We start from the raw sequence: 17,725 nt of genomic DNA on the forward strand, positions 1-17,725 counted from the left end.
AAGTTGAGGACAGACGAGACAGCTTTATTCTGCTTCCGCTACCGCGCCCCTTCCAGCATTTTCAGAAACTCACGCATCAACGGCGCGTTATCGTGCCACGTTCGGGCCGAGATCAGTCGGCCGTCGATCACCACTTCTTTGTTCACATACTTGCCGCCACCTTGCTCGACATCGAGTTGGCACTTGGCAACCGTGGTGACACTCTTACCCTGAATGATGTTGGCCGCGGTGAGAATCTCGACACCGTGACAGACCGAGGCGATGGGCTTGCCCGCGTCGGCCATCTCGCGCGTCACGCGGAGCAGATCTTGATCGTAGCGGATGTATTCCGGCGCTCGGCCGCCGGAAATGAACATGCCGGCGAAGTCGCTGCCGCGGCAATCGCGAAACGCCATCGTGGCTTTGATGAAGTAGCCGGGACGTTCCTGCGTGATATCCCAAGGAATGCTGGAGTCTGGCGGAATCTCGTGCAGCACCGTGTGGTAGAGTCGCGCTTCCGGCCCCGCGACGACTACTTCATAACCGGCTTCTTGCAGGCGGAAGAAAGGATAAAACGTATCGAGCGCCTCGGTAGCATCGCCGAGCGGCATCAAGATTTTAGGCATCGGATAAACTTTCGAAGTACCGCGATTCGGCAGGGCGAGACGCCTGCCGAGCCGAGGTATGCAGAACGACGTCGCCCAGCAGGTCACGGCTCGGCGGGAGCCTCGCCCTCCCGGGGACAGCGGTCAGATTAGCGGCGTGCATCTCTCGCGACCAGTAGCCGAGTTTCTCCTGGGCTTGGTACGATAACGTATTCCCGCCCATTGGTTCTCCCGCCCTTCTATGAGCGATGTGTCCATGAGTTCCGCTGCCACCGCCACTGCTTCGTTCGATCAATTGCAGTCCTCGCTCGCCAGCGGCGGCGCTGCCCAGGTGCTCGCGCAAGCCGCGCAACAACTCCGCGACGAAAAGCGCTATCATGAACTATTCGAAGCCCTCAAGATGCAAACCCGTTTGCAACTCGGCTTGCCGTTGCAGACCAAGGACAACAACGAAGGACTGACGGAAAAGCAGCGCAAGGAACTCGAAGACGGGCTGATCGCCGCCTGCCGTGAGGTCGGCTCGCTGCTGCTCAAGCAAGGCAAGATCCGCGAAGGCTACATGTACCTGCGCCCGGTCGGCGAACCGGCCGAGGCCCGCGCACTGCTCGCCGACATCGAAGCCGATGAAGACAACGCCGAAGAACTGATCGAGGTTCTGCTTCACAAGGGCGTCGACATCGGCCGCGGCTTTCAGCTGATGATCGATCAGTACGGCACGTGCAGCTCGATCACGCAGTACGACCAATCGGTCGCTCGCCGTCCCCGCAGCGAACAACAGCCCGCCGCTCGCAAGTTGCTGCAAAAGGTCCACAGCGATCTGCTCGGCAGCGTGAAGCACGACATTGCCAAGCAAGAAGGCGCCAACCCGGCCGGCAACACACTGCTCGAATTGATCCGCGATCGCGAATGGCTGTTCCAAGAGAACGCCTATCACATCGATACCACGCACCTGGCCTCCACCGTCCGCAACGCTCGCGTCCTCAGCGACGCCGCCGATCTGCGGATGGCCCTCGACCTGACCGAGTACGGCCGCCGCTTGAGCCAGCAATTTCAATATCAGGGAGACGAGCCCTTTGCCGATCAGTACCCGGCCAACGCTCTTTACTTTCAATCCCTGCTCGGCCAGAACGTCGAAGAAGCCATCGCCTACTTCGAGCAAAAAGCCGAACTGCTCGACCCACAGTACAACGGCACCGCGCCGCTCGAAACGCTCGTCGACTTGCTCGCCCGCCTGAACCGCCCCGCCGAAGCCATCGTGGCCGGCATCAAGATCAAGCCCAAGTGCGTGCAGCCGATCGGCCTTGCGCCGTCGCTGGTCGAACTTGCCACGCAAGCCAAACAGTTCGACGCGGTCCTCGCCTATTGCAAAGAACAGGGCGATGTTCTTGGATATGCGGCGTGCTTGGCCGCTAAGGGAAAATAACGTCTTGAAATGGCATCTCGTACATTATGGCAGCCCGGAACTAGGCGACGAATGGCGCTGCCACTTCGCGAATGAAGCCGATGTGGAGATACACGACCAGGACATTTGTCAGCTGCAAGTCGACGCGATCGTCAGCCCGGCAAACTCGTTTGGCTTCATGGATGGCGGTCTCGACATCGCCCTATCGAACCGCTTCGGCTGGGATTTGCAAAAGAAGCTTCAGCAGTTGATCGCTGCTCGGCCACTCGGTGAACTGCTCGTCGGCGAAGCGATCGTGATGTCGACCGGCGACGAACGCATTCCCTGGCTCATATCTGCGCCAACGATTCGTGTGCCCATGAAACTCCGGCAGTCCATCAATCCCTACCTGGCGATGAAAGCCATTCTTTCCACGGTAATTCATCACCAACTGTCGCCAGCCATCAACAGCGTGGCAATCCCCGGTCTCGGAACCGGCGTTGGCGGCATGAGCGCGGCAACCGCCGCTTGGCAAATGTGGCAGGCGTATCGCGAAGTCATCCTTTGGCAAACGCCCTATCCCACCGACTTCGACGAAGCCCAACGCCGGCATCTGAATCTCAATCGTGATGAGATCAAGATTTGGGATTAACAGGAAACGCAATTCCGCAATTGGATTCCCATGGCAAATCCATCCATCGAAGATGTTTCTCATCTGATTGTGAACCACCAGGTGGCTGCCGAAGCTGCGATCCGTAGCGATCCGCAGTTGGTAACGGCAACGGACTCTTTGGGCGACACGCTACTCCACTATGCGGCGGGCAGCGGCAAGGTCGACTTGATTCGGCTGCTGGTAGAAATGGGGAGCGACATCAATGCCCGCGGCGACAAAGGCGAAACGCCGCTGGTGCGGGCCGTCGTCAACAACGACAAATCGAAGCCCGTCCAAGTGCTGCTAGAACTCGGCGCTGATCCCAACATCGCGGACAACTTCGATCACACTCCGATCTACTGGGCGGCTGCCGGCGAAATGAAGTCGATGGCCAAACTTCTGAAGAAGCACAACGCCACGATTGATTTTTTTACGGAAGTGTTTCTCAGCGGCCCCGGCAAGGTTGCGAAGAAACTCAAACAGGATCCCTCGCTCCTGAAAGAGATTCGCGACCTGCCTCAATTTGCCTGGAGCGCGATCGAAAATCAGGAAGTCGAGCTGGTGGAATTTCTGCTCGATCATGGTCTCGATCCGAACGCCCGGTTTGAAACCAGGCCGCTCCTTTATGTCGTTTTAAACCGCTGGTCGCCGGTGAAAATCCTCGACGCGTTTCTCGCGCATGGAGCCGATCCAAATGCACCGGTGTTCCCTGGTCAAACGATAGGAGTGACTAAGTATATCAAACAAGAATACGATGGATTGATGGGCGGCGACTATAGTCGCCTCCCCAACGTTGCGGAACTGTATCAGCATCTGATTGACGCAGGTGGAGATCCGACAAAATAAGTGTAGGCCGGAGCTGCGCGGAGTACCGCTTGCTTTGGCCTATTTCTACACATACGTATCATTCGCCGCTGCGATGCTCGCTCCATGCGTGAACAGGTAATCCTGCTCCGCGAGCAGTTGTTCCAGCGCACCAAGAATCAGCAGCACGTTCGCCGGGCGCGAACCATAGCCCATCAAGCCGATCCGCCAGACCTTGCCTTTGTAAGCGCCCAGGCCGGCGCCGATCTCGATGCCAAAGCGGTTGAGCAGCGCACTGCGGACCTTTGCATCGTCAACACCTTCGGGCACGGTGACCGCATTCAGCTGCGGCAGAATGTGTCCTTCCTGCGTGCTGTAGCGAATGCCGATCGCGGCGAGGCCGGCTTTCAGAGCTTCGTGGTTTTTGCGATGGCGAGCGAAGCAGTTGTCGAGCCCTTCCTCGAGCACGAGTCGCAACGCTTCATACAAACCGTAGGTCATGTTGATCGGCCCGGTGTGGTGGTACACGCGGTTTTGCCCCCAATAGTTGGCGAGCATCGAGACATCGAGGTACCAGCTCTGCACCTTGGTCTTACGCGAGAGAATCACTTCCATCGCCTTGGGGCTGAACGAAACCGGCGACAACCCCGGCGGGCAGCTGAGGCACTTTTGTGTGCCGGAGTAAATCGCGTCAATGTTCCACTTGTCCACTTCGACTGGCACACCACCAAGGGCAGTAACTGCGTCGACGAGCAGCAGCGCGCCAGCGTCGTGCACCGCTTTCGAAATCTCTTCGAGAGGCTGATGAGCGCCCGTCGAGGTTTCGGCCATCACGATGCCGAGAACTTTGGGTTTGTGCTCGAGAGCTGGCGCGATGTCTTCGACGGTGAAGACCTGTCCCCACGGCTTTTCGACCTTGATGACTTTGGCCCCGGCCCGTTCGGCGACATCGACCATGCGGCCGCCAAAGACGCCGTTAACGCACACCACCATGGTGTCGCCCGGTTCGATGAGGTTGACGACGGTCGCTTCCATGCCCGCCGAACCCGTGCCGCTGATGGCCATCGTCATGGGGTTTTGCGTGCGAAAAACCTGCCGCAGCATGTTCTGCAGGTTGTTCATCAGCTCGAGATAATAGGGATCGAGATGGCCGACCGTTCCCTTGGCGAGGGCTTGCAGCACGCGGGGATGCGTATCGCTCGGACCAGGTCCCATGAGTACGCGGACCGGCGGCACAAGTTCGGGGGCAATCATGGGAAACTCCTGTGGTGATGGTTTCGCCCATGATAGCCGCCGTTTTGCCGCGGCGGCAGATGTCGTGAACTAACGATTCAATTCTCACCCGACGATTCAGGTCGATATTCGCGCACCCGGCCGCGCTCGATGCTCCAGAGCTTCCCTAGAACGGCTTCCTTTTCCAGTGCCTGCAGCAAGGTGCGGCAAACCAGCAGCAGTTCGTCGTGACTGGGGTGAGCCGACAGGCGCAAGACCATAATGCCGTGATATTCGGACGGCGTGAAGATCAGAGGATTGCTGAAGTCGAGATCGAGAGTAACGAGACCGCGTTCCTCGCGCTGGCAGACCGTGATGACGTCATCGTCGGTAGAACCCAACAAGCCTTCGTCGCCGACGGTATGAACATCGTGGCCTGCTTCGCGGAAGATTTCCGCCGCCGAGCGACTCAAATTCTCGTCGAGCTTCAGTTTCATCGAGCCGCATCCAGGGCAATCTCGACATACCGCTCGCGACTCATTTCCGCGCCATACGCAATGCAGGCAAGCACATCTTCCTTTGTTAAATCGTACTCGCGCATGACTTGCGAAACTTCCAAGCCACTCGCCAGCCAGTCGAGCACGAGAGAAACCCAAATTCTCCGGCCACGGACGCACGGCTTACCGAAGCAGACGTTGGGATTGATCGAGATTCGGCTCAGCAGTTCGTTGCGCGTCATCGGCTAATTCCTGAATACTTCTTGCGACCTGTATTCTAGCGAACGTCTCCTCTGGGGGCGAATCCGAAATCGTCTGATTAGAATACTTCGATGCAACCCAACCCCTACGCATCGCCGCGCGAACTGAACGAGCCGCTGCCGCCCCCATTTGACTGGGAGCGGCTGGTGCGGTGGGCACTGTACGCGTTTTGTGCCTGCGCAATCGTGGTGGCGGTGCTGTTCAGCTGGAGTGAGATCATGGTTTTTCGCACACATCGTAGTCACGTCGACTATAAGACGAACTCGGTAGGCGCGAAACCATTGCCTCCGCTCGCTCGTTCATTGATAATGGACTGCTAGGAACATTTCTCCGGCTCGTTCGCAGCTAATCGGTCCGTTGAGGCGTGATATGACTCGTACCTGGTTCGTTCGCTTTTGTTGCCTGGCTTTGACCATCATGGTCTGCACCCTGGGCTGGGCTCAGACCAAAGGTGGCAAGTCATTCAAGCGGGCTCAGCCGCCGAAATTCGATAAGCCGAACTCCAACTTCTTTGCCGATGCGTTCAAGGATGGGTTGCAAGGCGAACGGCCCGGCAATCTCGGTCAGCCGGGGACTGCCGTTGCCGTGAACACCGGTGGGAAAGCCCCTGTGACGGGCGGCCCTGCGGCGCCAGCGGGGGGCGTGGCTGGCTCGGGTTGGGCAGGGGTTATTAGCGGCGATACGCTCGAGCGGATCGTGAAGGAAATGAAGAAGCAGGTCGATACGGGCGTGACCACCCCCAGCGACTTTGCCGGCAAGGGCTACAAAGCGGCCCGCCGCGACTTCAGCGTGCTCGCCATGACCTTTGGCATTATCGGCGAATATGACGGCGAGGTTCGTTGGAAGGCGAATGCCCCCGTGGCTCGCGACGAATTCGCCCGCACAGCAGCCAACTCCAAAGTCGGCACGACGGGCGTCTTCAACGAAGCCAAGAAGCGGAAAGAAGAACTGCAAGACCTGATCGGCGGCGCCAATCCCTTCGAAGGGAAAAACGGCGACGCCAAGGCATCTTGGAAAGACGTTTGCAATCGCACGCCGCTGATGCAGCATCTGGAAAGCGTGTTCGAGCCGCGACTGAAGCCGGCTTGCTCCGACAAAGGTGCCTTCACGGCCAATGCCGACAAGCTGCTGTATGACGCCGAAATCTTCGCCGCCATCGGCGCAGTTCTCGCCAAAGAAGGAATGGAAGATGCCGACACCAGCGAATACACGGCGATCTGCAATAAGCTGAAAGCCGCCTCGCTGGAAATCGTCGATGCGGTGAAGACCAAGAATTTTGACAAGGCTTCGAAAGCGGCCAGCGACATCGGCAAGAGCTGCACCGATTGTCATGAGAACTATCGATCGTAGCCCGTCGCAGTCTCTCGCGCCGACTACATCGGTCGGCGCGGCAGCAACTTCTGCAGGCCATCGGCAATTTCTTTTTGATCGAGCGCGCCGTTTTTGTCTTGATCCCATTCACCCGATAGCCGCTTCATGCCGACGGTGAATTCGGCTTCCGAGACTTTGCCATCTTTATCGGCATCGAGCGCGTCGAGCAATGGCTTGGCCAATTGCTGACCGGCACCGGGCGGTGGCCCGCCAAAGCCGAAGCCTTGCGTCGGCATGTAGCCTTTGCTTTTGCCGTCGAGTTGCGAGTTGACGGAAGTGACGCGTTGCGTGATGAATGCTTGCAGCGGCATCGTTCCACCGCCGAACATCCCCATGCCGCCTCCCTGCTCCTTGCGATTCGTGGCCGCAGCTTTATCCTGGGCGAGCGGTTCTTTCAAAAGAGTTTCCACGGCACTAAGCCCACGGCCGAGCTTGTCAGCATTGAAAAGCTCGGCGATCAATTTGCGCAGTTGCTCACGATAGGCGGTCTTCACGTCGGGCATGGCGAGCAAGCGATCGATGAGTTTGTTTTCGCCGACGTGCGGATGCTCGATGCTCAGATCGGCCAGTTGCTGAGTATTGCCGTACATCGGGAAGGCTCCGAACGCGAGGTCGAGGTCCCAGGGAATGAAGGCGAACTTATTCGTCTTCGGCGACAGATAGAGATAGTAGTTGTGGCCGACGCCGATAAAGCCATCCATGCTCGACAACAGCGTGTTCGCCGCGAGGAAACGCGTGAAGGCGTCGATGTCGAACTTCTCTGCGATCTGCCCACGGAACTCGGCGTCGTCGGCTTTGTTGACGAGGCGTGTGAACTCGATCAGCCGTTTCCAATCAGCAGTCTTGGCATCGCTCTTGAGGTTGTAGAGCTTTTCGTAACTGGCAACTTCATCGCCCAGGTTCGGCACGCCGCGGATTCCTTCCGGCTTGAGAAGCAGACCGCTGTTATCGCCGAAGTGCGTCTTAAGAAATGGCTTGTCGACTTGCTCGACGAGCGTGTACACGCCGAGCATCTCGCGCTCGAACTTACCCGGCACGGTGAGCGTCACGATGGCCAGCGCAGTTCGCGGCGCGGGAACTCCAGCCGCGCGGAAGACTTCGTAGGCCAGCACCTCGCGGGCCTTGGTGGGATCCATCACACCGCTGTTGAGGTTTAGCTTCTTGTGCTCATGAAACGTCGCTTCACCGCCGTAGCGATCGAGATCGATCTTGAACGAGCGTTTGGCCTGCCGCTGCGACATCATATAAGTGCCGCTCCCTTTGTAGCGCAGACCGACGTCCTTATAGGTCTTGCCCTCCACTTCCAAATCAGCATGGACATACTCGAACTCAAACCCAAAATTCCCCGCGCCCGCATCGGCAGGATTCAGCACCGGCCGCGCAGGAGCCGCACCCGGCCTGCCGCCGAAACCGGCGGGCTGCGGCGGATCCATGGCAGCGTAGTCTTTGGCCGAGACGGTCAGATGGAATTCGTGGAGTTTATCGAGGCCGAAGATTTCGCCGCGGGCATCCTTCGGCTCAGCGGCGACAGTGCAGACGTGGGATATGAGGAAGATACCCAGCCACAGAATTAATCGCTCCATAGCTCACTCGTCCTTGTCATCAATCGAGTTCGTAGCAATCCAGCGTTGCAGCGTGGGTTCCTCGGGACCAAGGAGCTTACCGGCGACCGCCCAAGTTGCCTGCCGCACGATGTAGTAGTCTCGCAAGTTGCGATTTGCCTTGACGGAGACCTGGTCGACTCGCGGCAGCTTGGCCTTAGCCAGCACTCCGCGGATGACGATCGGTTGACGGCTAACTTCTTCGCTCCAACCCGGCATTTCTTCTAAATTCTCGACATAGATGTCCTGGTCACGAAACTCAAACCACCAAACCCCATTTCGGCTCGTCGCGCGACCTCGCAGCTCAACCTTCTGACCTACTTGATCAGCGAGATCGACCGGGCGCGCCGAACCGTCGATGAGTGTGAAAACCTCGACTGCCTTCGGATTGTCGTAGTCTGGTTTGCCTGGATTGTACATTCCGAGAGTTTCAACCTTCTTCTCAAGTATCTCCTTAGGCCAAGGCGCCTTGGGATTGACAATGACTTGCCATTGCTCGCCATCCATGATGGCTTGGCCGTCTTTGTCCCGAGCTATTCCCTGCAGTATTGCCCGGCGTCCAATGAAATCGGCTGGTGTGAAGGTTACAGCAGGAATTTCTTTAACGCGGACGAAGCAGAATTCAAGACGGAAGTAATGCGGAACTGTTTGGAAGAACGGCCCCGCTCCCAGGTCCGGATGTCCGACAAACCCGCCAGTTTCATAACCCTCCAGCTCGTAAGACTTGCCTCGCTGGGGGCGAATCTTGTCTTTCTCTTGCGTGGGAACCGCGTGAGTCTCATCGTCCATTTGCAACTGAATGTACTCCTGCGTCGCCTTTCCATTGATGCGCTGCACGCGGAAGTTATCGTTACTGTCAAAGCCCTTAGAGCTGCCTTCAACAACGAAGCCTTTAACGCGAACCACTTTGCCGAGTGGTTCATGCAATCTGCCGATTAGTTCGTAACCTTTACCCAGCTCAACAACCGGAACAGCAACTTTGGTCTCCTGACCAAGCGCGGCACTAAGAGTTCCAACAACAAAAAATGTAATGGCCGAAAAGACGTTCGCCTTCATCGAGAACTCCGTTCAAATGAAGTGGCAAGTGAACTTTCGTCGTTGCTACGGCAAGTCACTATATAGTTTTTCTCGCCCAGTTACCAAAGTTAGTAGATCGCTAGAGCGCAGCCACTCAAGAAACGACGCGCCGAATGTTCTCTTCATTCACCGGATCAATCACGCCGCGCTCGGTGATGATGCCGCGGATCAGGCGGGCCGGAGTGACGTCGAAGGCGGGGTTGTAGACAGCGACGCCCTCGGGGGCCGTTTGGCGGCCAAAGCCGTGGGTGATCTCGGTCGCGGCGCGCTGTTCGATGGGAATGAGATCGCCAGTGGCGAGCGTCAGGTCGAACGTGGTCGTCGGTGCCGCGACGTAGAACGGAATGCCGTGGGCGTGGGCGAGAACAGCGACCGAGTACGTGCCGATTTTGTTGGCGGTGTCGCCGTTGGCGGTAATGCGGTCGGCGCCGACGACAACGGCTTGGACGCGGCCCTCGCGCATCACCTGGCCGGCCATGTTGTCGCAGATCAGCGTGGCGTCGATGCCGCGCTGAGTGAGTTCCCAGGCGGTCAGACGGGCGCCTTGCAATAGCGGCCTAGTTTCATCGACGAAGACTTTGAGCGCTTTACCTTGATCCTGACAGGTAAAGAAAACCGACAACGCAGTGCCGTATTCCGCCGTCGCCAGGCCGCCGGCGTTGCAGTGAGTGAGCACACCGCTACCGCTCGGGATGAGCGCCGCGCCGTGACGGCCGATCGCGCGGCAGAGCTCCCGATCTTCGTCGTGAATGGCTTTCGCTTCTGTGAGCAACAGCCGGTGGACTTCGGCGGGAGATTTGGTCGCGCGGAGTTCTTTCGCGCGACGCTGCATCCGGTCGAGAGCCCAAAACAGATTGACCGCCGTGGGCCGGCTGCCGGCAAGGTATTCGATGGCCTTGGTCAAATGCGCATCGAAAGCGGCTTCGCTCTGGCCTTTCACGGTTTGCAATCCAACAACCACGCCATACGCGGCCGCGATGCCGATGGCAGGAGCGCCGCGGACGCGGAGTTGCTTGATCGCTTCCCACACCATCTCGACGGTCGTGCAGTTGAGCTCGATGAGTTCGAGCGGGAGGCGGGTTTGATCGATGAGAGACAACGAGCCGGTTTGCTCGTCGCCGATCCAACGCATGGTTTCAACGGGTTTATGATTCATCTGAAGTAGCCGGATTCGCCAGAATTCGGAGAGTTGCGAGTGAACTAGGAAATGAAAATCGAACCAGCTTCTTCTGAATTCTGGCGAATTCAGCTACAGCTACTTCTAAGCAGAAAACGGCAGACCGAAGGTTTCGGCAACAGCGCGGTAGGTGACTTGGCCGCGGCGGATGTTGACGGCGGAGGCGAGCGCAGGAAGTTCGCGGCAAGCGTCGTCGATGCCGCGCTGGGCGAGTTGCATGACCCACGGCAGCGTGACGTTGCAAAGCGCAAACGTGCTGGTGCGGCCGACCGCGCCGGGCATGTTCGTGACGCAGTAATGGAGCACGTCTTCTTCCATGTAGGTCGGATCGCTGTGCGTGGTCGGCCGGCTCGTTTCGATGCAGCCGCCTTGGTCGATAGCGACGTCGATGATAACGCTGCCGGGCTTCATCACTTTGAGGTCTTGCCGCGTGACGAGCTTCGGCGCGCGAGCGCCCGGGATGAGCACGGCCCCGATGACGAGATCGGCGAGTTTCAACTGCGATCGAATCGTGTGGCGATCGCTGTAAAGAACGTTGACGTTCGGAGGCATGATGTCGTCGAGATAGCGGAGGCGATCCATGTTGACGTCGAGCAACGTGATATCGGCTTGAAAACCGGCCGCGATTTTCGCTGCGTTCGCACCAACGATGCCGCCGCCGAGAATCGTGATGTGAGCGGGAGCCACGCCAGGAACACCGGCGAGAAGAATGCCGCGCCCCTGCTGCGGCCGTTCGAGGTATTTCGCTCCTTCCTGAATACTCATGCGGCCGGCGACTTCGCTCATCGGTGTGAGGAGCGGCAAACGGCCTTGTGCATCGCGGAGCGTTTCGTAAGCGATGCATGTCGCGCCGCTGCCGAGCATGGCGTCGGTCAATTCTCGACTGGCGGCGAAATGGAAATAGGTGAAGAGTGCCTGGCCGGGGCGAATCAGCGGCCATTCTTGGTAAAGCGGTTCTTTCACTTTGACGATGAGTTCGGCTTCGCCGTAGACATCGGCGGCCGAATGCACGAGGCGGGCGCCTTGTTCTTGATACTCCGCATCAGTGATGCCGCTGCCGAGGCCCGCGCCAACTTCGATCAGCACCTGATGCCCGGCGCGAACCAGCTCGTCGACGCCGACGGGGAGCATCGCCACGCGGTACTCATCCCGTTTGATTTCCCGCGGCACGCCAATGATCATTAGCAGGCTCCTGAGTTTGGTTCGTTCTACTTACGCGATTTGGCAGTTGGTTTGGGCGGTGGTGGCGGCATCAGCTCCGGCAACGGCTCGAGGCCGATCGCTTCCGCCAGGCCAGCGGTCACGAGTTGGCTGCCAGTCACATAGCTACCCGGATTCAACCAAGGCTTGAGCGTCTCCAGCGGCACGCCAAACAGCCGCGCGAGGAGTTCGTCCATATCTTTTTCGAGGTGCACAAAATGCCGAGCCCATTCGGCTGCTTCGGCAATGATGACATGCTCTTCGCTTTGCCATTTCATGGGATGAAACAGCAACACGCTGTGGGGCGTAACTAGGCGACGACGACAGGCGGCGAAAATCCAGATGGCCGCCGAGGAGCACTCGCCGACAACGATGCCGGTCGCGTTCAAACCGCGGAGTTTAATCAGGCTGGCGAGTGAATAGGCACTGTAAGCCGCTCCGCCCGGCGAATTGAAATAAATAACGCAGTCGCCGCCTGGGGGCACATCGAACAGCTTTTCGGTGATCTCGGCTTCCCGCTCGGTCAGGTCGCCGCAAATGGCGATTTCCAGGGGACCTTCGGGCAGGTCATCGCCCGGGGAGTCCGGTTCGGTCATAACGATTCTTCCGTGGGCAAATTGCCCGGATCTTGGGCTGAGGTTTTCAACGGGTTTTTCAATTCGAGCGGCCGTTATCTATAATAGCAACTGTCCGGCGGTTGGCCCTGAGGGGGTGCTGTGCGCGCGGGAAATGAGATTAGGCGATTATGGGTATCCGTTTTCATTGTCCGAACGGCCACAAGCTGAACGTAAAATCGTTCTTGGCTGGCAAGAAAGGGGTCTGCCCTGATTGCGGCGTGAAACTGCGCATTCCCGAGCGCTCGGAGCCCGGCCTCGGCAGCGACGGCGATGACGACAAAGACGCGCCGACGGAGCCAGCACCAACTTCCCCAACGGCCGTCGTGCAGGCGGTGCATCCACAGTCTGCCTACACGCAAAAGCCGGTTCTGCCCGGTTATCCATCGCAACAAGCGCCGGGGCCGATGCCGCAGTTTGTGCCCCCCGCGCCCAGCATGCCACCTCCACCACCGGGGTTGGCAGGCGATCCGATTGCCGAGAATCCGCTGGCGACCTGGTTTGTGCGGCCGCCATCGGGTGGCCAGTTTGGTCCTGCTCGCGGCGATGTGATGCGCAAGTGGTTAGCCGAAGGGCGAGTCACTTCCGATTCGCTCGTCTGGCGCGAAGGCTGGGTCGATTGGCTGGCCGCAACCGAGGTCTTTCCCTCCCTCGGCAAACCCGCGGCCGCGGCTGCTCCCGTCTTCAGCGTGCAAACGAACACGGCTCCTAAATACTCTTCGCCGCACATTCCGGCGGGCCATTCCAGATCCAAGAACAATTCCACGACGGTAACGATCCTGGTCGTGCTCGTCATGGTCTGCTTGGTCTTGGGCGTGTTTCTGGCCCTCATTATTTCCGGCCAGTTGTCGCTTTCCGGCGAAACTCCCAGCCCGTAAAATGGCCGCTGGATTTTGGCACATCGCTATCAGCTGTCTCACCATTAGGGGTTTTCGTATGCGCTGCGGTTTCTTGTTCGCTCTGGCGTTGGCATCACTGTGTTCCTTTGCGTCTGCTCAAGAAGCGACGAAGTTCGCCGTTGCCGACGGCAAGTTGGAATTCAAAGCTCCCGCCGGTTGGACGAAGAAAACTCCCAAGGTCCGCATCATCGAAGTCGAGTATGAAGTACCCGCCGCGAAGGGTGACGAACTCGCCGGCCGCATGACGGTGATGGGTGCCGGCGGCACGGTCGAAGCCAACATCGATCGCTGGATCGGCCAGTTCGATCAACCGGGTGGCGGTGACAGCAAAGACAAAGCCAAGATCGAAAAGCTGAAGGTCGGCGGTCAAGATGTGCAGTGGGTCGACGTGGCCGGCACTTACAAGGACAACCCGGCGCCGTTCGCTGGCGGCAAGCCGGTGCTGCGTGAGAACTATCGGATGCTCGCCGCGATTGTGCAGACCAAGGATGCCGGCAATTACTTTCTCAAGTTCTATGGGCCGAAGGCGACCGTGACCGAGAATGAGAAGGCATTCCGCGATTTGGTGGATTCGATGCAGGTGAAGTAGGGAGATTGAATCACAGAGTCGCGGAGGACGCAGAGAAGGCATGGGCGGCAGGATCGTAACAAACCGGGTGGTTTTACGATCGGGAGGGAGTGCTAGCCGATAAGGTGTGGGATACTGCGCCTTACTTTCATTCTTCATCCTCGCGGCAAAAACTCCGGGTACTCCCGGCAATAACTCTGTGACACGTATTCCCGGTAATCAGCGCCTCCTCGCCTCGGTTTTCGATCGGCTGATCGAAATCAAACCGAACGAGGAGGCCACGCCGCAGAATCCGCAATCGCTGTCCCTCAGCGAATTGCAGAGCAACGTGTTTCGCGACCTGGCGTCGATGCTCAACAGCCGCCAGGGCTTGGCCGAGCCGCTCGAAGAAGGCTCCGAAGTTCGCCAATCGGTCATCGCCTTCGGCTTGCCCGATATCAGCAATGTGAACCCCGACAGCCTCGAACAGCAGGCAACGATCCGGGCCGCGGTCGAAGAATCGATCCGCCTCTTTGAGCCGCGGCTGTCGAATATCGTGGTCACCACGCAAGGGGCTTCGCAGTCGGATCGCAGCTTGCGATTGACGGTGCGAGCCAATCTGAAGATCGAACCCAACCCCGTGCCGGTGGAGTTCGATACGGTCATCGAAAGCGGCACCGGCGAGTGGAAGGTGAAAAAGACCTAATGGCCACTCGACTCGAGCGCGAATACGAAAGCGAACTGGCGTTCATCCGGCACTATGCCAAGGAGTTCGCCGCTGAACGCCCCGGCATTGCCGGCCGATTGGTGCTGAGCGAAGACACCGGCGTGTCGCAAGATCCGCACGTCGAGCGGATGATCGAAGCCTTTGCCTTTCTCACCGCCCGCGTGCAAGTAAAGCTGAAGGACGAGTTTCCCGAACTCGTCGACTCGCTGCTGAACATTCTCTATCCGCATTACCTCGCGCCGATCCCCTCGATGGCGATTGCTCAGCTGGAGCTCGATCCAGCCCAAGGCAATCTCACCACCGGACCGGTCATCACGCGCGGCACGGAGATTTTTTCGCGCGAGATCAACGGCTTGCCTTGTCGCTTTCGTACCACGGCAGATGCGGAACTCTGGCCGCTCGAAATCATCAGGGCGCGCTACGAGAGCGCGCCCTTCGGCCGCGAGATCAGCGACGTCGTCGATCCCCGCCGCCTGCGCGATGCCGAATCGGCGATTCGCATCGAGATCAAATCGCGCAGTGCTCATCCGCTGGCCAAGCTCGATATCAAAAAGCTCCGCTTCTTTTTGAGCGGCGATCAGCCAACGACCAATCAGCTGTACGAACTGCTGTTCAATCACGCGGTGAGCGTGATGGTTCGCATTCCCGATGTGAATCCCAAAGACAGCTACGCCTTTCTCCCTGCAACGTGCTTGCAGCAAGTTGGCTACGGTCCTGACGAAGGAATGCTACCCTACGGACCACGATCGCTGCCTGGCTATCGGCTGCTGACCGAATTCTTCACGTTTCCGCACAAATTTTTGTTCTGCGATGTCACCAAGCTCGACATCCTGCAGCAACTACGGGCGACCGATCAATTCGAACTCGTCGTGTTTCTGAACAAACCGGCGAACCAACTCGAGACGCGGATCAAGACCGACACGTTCCGTCTCGGCTGTACGCCGATAATCAACCTGTTTAAGCAAACCACCGAGCCGATTCGGCTGACGCGGACGAAGACGCAGTATCCGCTCTATCCCGACATTCGCCGGCAAACCGCGATGGAGGTCTATTCGATCGACGAGGTCGAGAGCATCCATCCGGAAACGAAAGAGAACATTCAATACAAACCGTTCTTTTCGTTCCAGCACGATAGCGAAGCCGCGGGCGAGCGGGCCTACTGGTGTCATCACCGCACGCCGTCGATTCGCGACGACGACCATGGCACGGATGTGTTCATGTCGTTTGTCGATCTCGACTTCAATCCCACCGTGCCGCCGGCCGAAGTGGCGATTGTGACAACGACGTGTACCAATCGCGACGTCCCCGGCAACGTGCAAAAATCCGGTGCCGATCCTTGGGGCTTTCAACTCGTCGGCCAATCTCCGGTGCGTAAGATCACGACGCCCGTCGAACCCACCAAGCCGTTGCGGTTGCGCGAGGCGGCCAATCGCTGGCGACTCATTTCGCATCTGTCGCTCAATCACCTGTCGATCACCGGCGGTTCGGACGGCGCAGCTGCGCTGCGCGAAATCCTCCGGCTTTACGATTACACCTCGTCTCAAACGACGGCGCAGATGATCGAAGGCATTACTTCGATCAACAGTCAGCGGAGCATTGCCCCGATACTCGACGGCAAGACCCGCGGTTTTTGCCGCGGCCTGGATGTGCAACTGACGTTCGACGACGAGAAGTATCCCGGCACTGGGTTCTTCTTGCTCGCTTGCGTGCTGGAGCACTTCCTCGGGCAATATGCCACGATCAATTCATTCACGCGGATGATCGCGAAATCGAAACAGCGCGACTCCTGGGAGCGAACATGGCCGCCGAGAACTGGCCATCTGACGCTGAGTTAGCGGATTGGATCCGCGCGTCAAAGGCTGGCAGCGACATCGACCCAACCGACGCCGATCACGATCCGGCGCGGCCTGGATACTCCGTGCGCATGTCGCTCCTCGGCGAAGCGATTTACCGCTACGAATTCTTCGCAGCGATGCACGCGCTGCGGCAGATGCGGCTGTTCGACCACAAGGTCGATCTCGACAGCTTGCTCGAACCGCTGCCGATCCGCTTTCGCGCGCATCAGTCGCTGTCGTTTCCTTCGAGCGAAGTTTTCGATCTGCGCAGTTTTCCGAACCAATCGAAACGCCGGCTTGAGATGACGGTGTCGTTCCTGGGGCTGACCGGCTCGATGGGCGCGCTGCCGCGGTTCTATACCGAAAAAGTCATCGAGCGGATGCAGAAGCGCGACTTTGTGCTTCGTGACTTTCTCGATCTGTTCAACCATCGCCTGGTGATGTTGTTTCACGAAGCTGGACAAAAATATCGCTTCTGGTTCGATTATGAACGGGCCGTGAAAATCGGTCGCATCCGTCAGGAACAAGGAACACAAAAGTTTCGCGGCTTCGTGCTCGAAGATCGGCCGAAGCTCGACAAGGTCTCGCAAAACCTGCTCGACCTCGGCGGTTTCGGCACTTCGCTGCTGCGTTACAAAGATATCGTTCGCGGTGCACTCGCCAATCGCTTGAACGTCGCCGACGAAACACTCCGGCACTACGCGGGACTCCTCTCGCAATCGCATCGCAGCGCGATCGGGCTCGAGCAACTTCTCAGCGGTTACTTTGCGACGCAAGTGAAGGTGCAACAGTTCGTCGGTCAATGGCTGCAACTGCCAGCCGAGTATCGAACTTGTCTGCCCATTCGCGAGGAAGTCGTCCGGCCTGGTGAAACGAAAAAACAATCGCCTGCCAAACCAGCCGTCAAAACGGCAGCGCCTCGGCTTGGCCAGAACACCGTGATTGGCTCGCGAATCTGGGAATCGCAAGGCAAATTCCGCATCCGCCTCGGCCCGCTCAGCTATAAGCAATTTCTCGACTACTTGCCGGTGGGCGGCGCATTTCTCAAACTGGCGCAACTCACAAGGGTGTATGTCCGCGGCGGTTTCGATTACGACGTGCAGCCGACGCTGAAAGCGGCGGAGGTTCCCTGGTGCCAACTGGGGGGCAAGGAATCGCCCGGCGCGCGACTTGGCTGGAATACCTGGGTGAGGAATAAGCCGTTCGAACAACCTGCGGATGACGCGGTGTTCAACGTCGAAAATAAATTGTCGTTTGGTTCGTAGTTCGCTCGATGGATTGCGGAG

At 58.5% G+C, this 17,725-nt stretch carries 18 protein-coding genes; 9 read left to right on the top strand and 9 right to left on the bottom strand.

Features of this window, described 5'->3' with window-relative positions:
- Positions 1–38 precede the first annotated feature (38 nt).
- A complete protein-coding gene (locus M9Q49_RS19290; RefSeq protein WP_254510458.1) occupies positions 39–605 on the bottom strand; it encodes a DJ-1/PfpI family protein in 567 nt (188 codons plus the stop codon).
- A 235-nt stretch (positions 606–840) separates the two neighbouring features.
- Between M9Q49_RS19290 and M9Q49_RS19295 the strand changes: the two genes are divergently transcribed.
- From M9Q49_RS19295 to M9Q49_RS19305, 3 genes are read left to right on the top strand one after another with little or no spacing between them, the layout of a single operon-like run.
- Positions 841–2,007: a hypothetical protein gene (locus M9Q49_RS19295; RefSeq protein ID WP_254510459.1), complete on the top strand. Its 1,167-nt coding sequence runs from the start codon at positions 841–843 to the stop codon at positions 2,005–2,007.
- Positions 2,008–2,011: 4 nt separating this feature from the next.
- Entirely contained in the window at positions 2,012–2,617 is a 606-nt protein-coding gene (locus tag M9Q49_RS19300; RefSeq protein ID WP_254510460.1) for a macro domain-containing protein, read from the top strand.
- Positions 2,618–2,647: 30 nt separating this feature from the next.
- Positions 2,648–3,463: an ankyrin repeat domain-containing protein gene (locus tag M9Q49_RS19305; protein WP_254510461.1), complete on the top strand. Its 816-nt coding sequence runs from the start codon at positions 2,648–2,650 to the stop codon at positions 3,461–3,463.
- A gap of 45 nt (positions 3,464–3,508) precedes the next feature.
- On the opposite strand, the gene M9Q49_RS19310 is transcribed toward M9Q49_RS19305, so the two are convergent.
- The 3 genes from M9Q49_RS19310 to M9Q49_RS19320 form a co-directional block, all read right to left on the bottom strand.
- Entirely contained in the window at positions 3,509–4,675 is a 1,167-nt protein-coding gene (locus M9Q49_RS19310) for a pyridoxal-phosphate-dependent aminotransferase family protein (RefSeq protein WP_254510462.1), read from the bottom strand.
- Positions 4,676–4,752: 77 nt separating this feature from the next.
- On the bottom strand, positions 4,753–5,130 hold the full coding sequence (locus M9Q49_RS19315) for a DUF5615 family PIN-like protein (protein WP_254510463.1): 378 nt from the start codon (positions 5,128–5,130) through the stop codon (positions 4,753–4,755).
- Entirely contained in the window at positions 5,127–5,372 is a 246-nt protein-coding gene (locus tag M9Q49_RS19320; RefSeq protein WP_254510464.1) for a DUF433 domain-containing protein, read from the bottom strand. The genes M9Q49_RS19315 and M9Q49_RS19320 overlap by 4 nt, the downstream gene beginning before the upstream one ends.
- Before the next feature lie 388 nt (positions 5,373–5,760).
- On the opposite strand from M9Q49_RS19320, the gene M9Q49_RS19325 reads away from it, so the two are divergent.
- Entirely contained in the window at positions 5,761–6,741 is a 981-nt protein-coding gene (locus M9Q49_RS19325) for a cytochrome c (protein WP_254510465.1), read from the top strand.
- Positions 6,742–6,764: 23 nt separating this feature from the next.
- Here M9Q49_RS19325 and M9Q49_RS19330 read toward each other — a convergent pair whose 3' ends face one another.
- The 5 genes from M9Q49_RS19330 to M9Q49_RS19350 form a co-directional block, all read right to left on the bottom strand.
- Positions 6,765–8,345, bottom strand: coding sequence for a CotH kinase family protein (locus M9Q49_RS19330; protein WP_254510466.1), 1,581 nt, complete (start codon positions 8,343–8,345; stop codon positions 6,765–6,767).
- A 3-nt stretch (positions 8,346–8,348) separates the two neighbouring features.
- Entirely contained in the window at positions 8,349–9,419 is a 1,071-nt protein-coding gene (locus M9Q49_RS19335; RefSeq protein WP_254510467.1) for a hypothetical protein, read from the bottom strand.
- 115 nt (positions 9,420–9,534) lie between these two features.
- On the bottom strand, positions 9,535–10,596 hold the full coding sequence (gene mtnA / locus M9Q49_RS19340) for an S-methyl-5-thioribose-1-phosphate isomerase (RefSeq protein ID WP_254510468.1): 1,062 nt from the start codon (positions 10,594–10,596) through the stop codon (positions 9,535–9,537).
- Positions 10,597–10,701: 105 nt separating this feature from the next.
- A complete protein-coding gene (ald, locus tag M9Q49_RS19345) occupies positions 10,702–11,799 on the bottom strand; it encodes an alanine dehydrogenase (RefSeq protein ID WP_254510469.1) in 1,098 nt (365 codons plus the stop codon).
- A 26-nt stretch (positions 11,800–11,825) separates the two neighbouring features.
- The gene (locus M9Q49_RS19350; protein WP_254510470.1) at positions 11,826–12,413 is read right to left on the bottom strand and encodes a ClpP family protease; all 588 of its coding nucleotides are present in this window, start codon (positions 12,411–12,413) and stop codon (positions 11,826–11,828) included.
- 149 nt (positions 12,414–12,562) lie between these two features.
- Here M9Q49_RS19350 and M9Q49_RS19355 point away from each other — a divergent pair, with 149 nt between their 5' ends.
- The 5 genes from M9Q49_RS19355 to tssG all read left to right on the top strand — a co-directional run bounded on the left by M9Q49_RS19355 (position 12,563) and on the right by tssG (position 17,704).
- The gene (locus M9Q49_RS19355) at positions 12,563–13,309 is read left to right on the top strand and encodes a DUF4339 domain-containing protein (protein ID WP_254510471.1); all 747 of its coding nucleotides are present in this window, start codon (positions 12,563–12,565) and stop codon (positions 13,307–13,309) included.
- Between the two features lie 58 nt (positions 13,310–13,367).
- Positions 13,368–13,919 carry a hypothetical protein gene (locus tag M9Q49_RS19360; protein ID WP_254510472.1) on the top strand — a complete coding sequence of 184 codons (552 nt, stop codon included), beginning with the start codon at positions 13,368–13,370 and terminating at the stop codon, positions 13,917–13,919.
- A gap of 178 nt (positions 13,920–14,097) precedes the next feature.
- Positions 14,098–14,583 carry a type VI secretion system baseplate subunit TssE gene (gene tssE / locus M9Q49_RS19365; RefSeq protein WP_254510473.1) on the top strand — a complete coding sequence of 162 codons (486 nt, stop codon included), beginning with the start codon at positions 14,098–14,100 and terminating at the stop codon, positions 14,581–14,583.
- Positions 14,583–16,439, top strand: coding sequence for a type VI secretion system baseplate subunit TssF (tssF, locus tag M9Q49_RS19370; protein ID WP_254510474.1), 1,857 nt, complete (start codon positions 14,583–14,585; stop codon positions 16,437–16,439). The genes tssE and tssF overlap by 1 nt, the downstream gene beginning before the upstream one ends.
- Positions 16,403–17,704 carry a type VI secretion system baseplate subunit TssG gene (gene tssG / locus M9Q49_RS19375; protein WP_254510475.1) on the top strand — a complete coding sequence of 434 codons (1,302 nt, stop codon included), beginning with the start codon at positions 16,403–16,405 and terminating at the stop codon, positions 17,702–17,704. The genes tssF and tssG overlap by 37 nt, the downstream gene beginning before the upstream one ends.
- Positions 17,705–17,725 lie beyond the last annotated feature (21 nt).

Origin of the sequence: Anatilimnocola floriformis (assembly GCF_024256385.1) — a bacterium.
Lineage (GTDB): Bacteria > Planctomycetota > Planctomycetia > Pirellulales > Pirellulaceae > Anatilimnocola > Anatilimnocola floriformis.

Coding starts and splice junctions, on each gene's coding strand:
- M9Q49_RS19290 (WP_254510458.1), bottom strand. CDS start 605: ATGCCTAAAATCTTGATGCCGCTCGGCGATGCTACCGAGGCGCTCGAT.
- M9Q49_RS19295 (WP_254510459.1), top strand. CDS start 841: ATGAGTTCCGCTGCCACCGCCACTGCTTCGTTCGATCAATTGCAGTCC.
- M9Q49_RS19305 (WP_254510461.1), top strand. CDS start 2,648: ATGGCAAATCCATCCATCGAAGATGTTTCTCATCTGATTGTGAACCAC.
- M9Q49_RS19310 (WP_254510462.1), bottom strand. CDS start 4,675: ATGATTGCCCCCGAACTTGTGCCGCCGGTCCGCGTACTCATGGGACCT.
- M9Q49_RS19315 (WP_254510463.1), bottom strand. CDS start 5,130: ATGAAACTGAAGCTCGACGAGAATTTGAGTCGCTCGGCGGCGGAAATC.
- M9Q49_RS19320 (WP_254510464.1), bottom strand. CDS start 5,372: ATGACGCGCAACGAACTGCTGAGCCGAATCTCGATCAATCCCAACGTC.
- M9Q49_RS19325 (WP_254510465.1), top strand. CDS start 5,761: ATGACTCGTACCTGGTTCGTTCGCTTTTGTTGCCTGGCTTTGACCATC.
- M9Q49_RS19330 (WP_254510466.1), bottom strand. CDS start 8,345: ATGGAGCGATTAATTCTGTGGCTGGGTATCTTCCTCATATCCCACGTC.
- M9Q49_RS19335 (WP_254510467.1), bottom strand. CDS start 9,419: ATGAAGGCGAACGTCTTTTCGGCCATTACATTTTTTGTTGTTGGAACT.
- mtnA (WP_254510468.1), bottom strand. CDS start 10,596: ATGAATCATAAACCCGTTGAAACCATGCGTTGGATCGGCGACGAGCAA.
- ald (WP_254510469.1), bottom strand. CDS start 11,799: ATGATCATTGGCGTGCCGCGGGAAATCAAACGGGATGAGTACCGCGTG.
- M9Q49_RS19350 (WP_254510470.1), bottom strand. CDS start 12,413: ATGACCGAACCGGACTCCCCGGGCGATGACCTGCCCGAAGGTCCCCTG.
- M9Q49_RS19355 (WP_254510471.1), top strand. CDS start 12,563: ATGGGTATCCGTTTTCATTGTCCGAACGGCCACAAGCTGAACGTAAAA.
- M9Q49_RS19360 (WP_254510472.1), top strand. CDS start 13,368: ATGCGCTGCGGTTTCTTGTTCGCTCTGGCGTTGGCATCACTGTGTTCC.
- tssF (WP_254510474.1), top strand. CDS start 14,583: ATGGCCACTCGACTCGAGCGCGAATACGAAAGCGAACTGGCGTTCATC.
- tssG (WP_254510475.1), top strand. CDS start 16,403: ATGGCCGCCGAGAACTGGCCATCTGACGCTGAGTTAGCGGATTGGATC.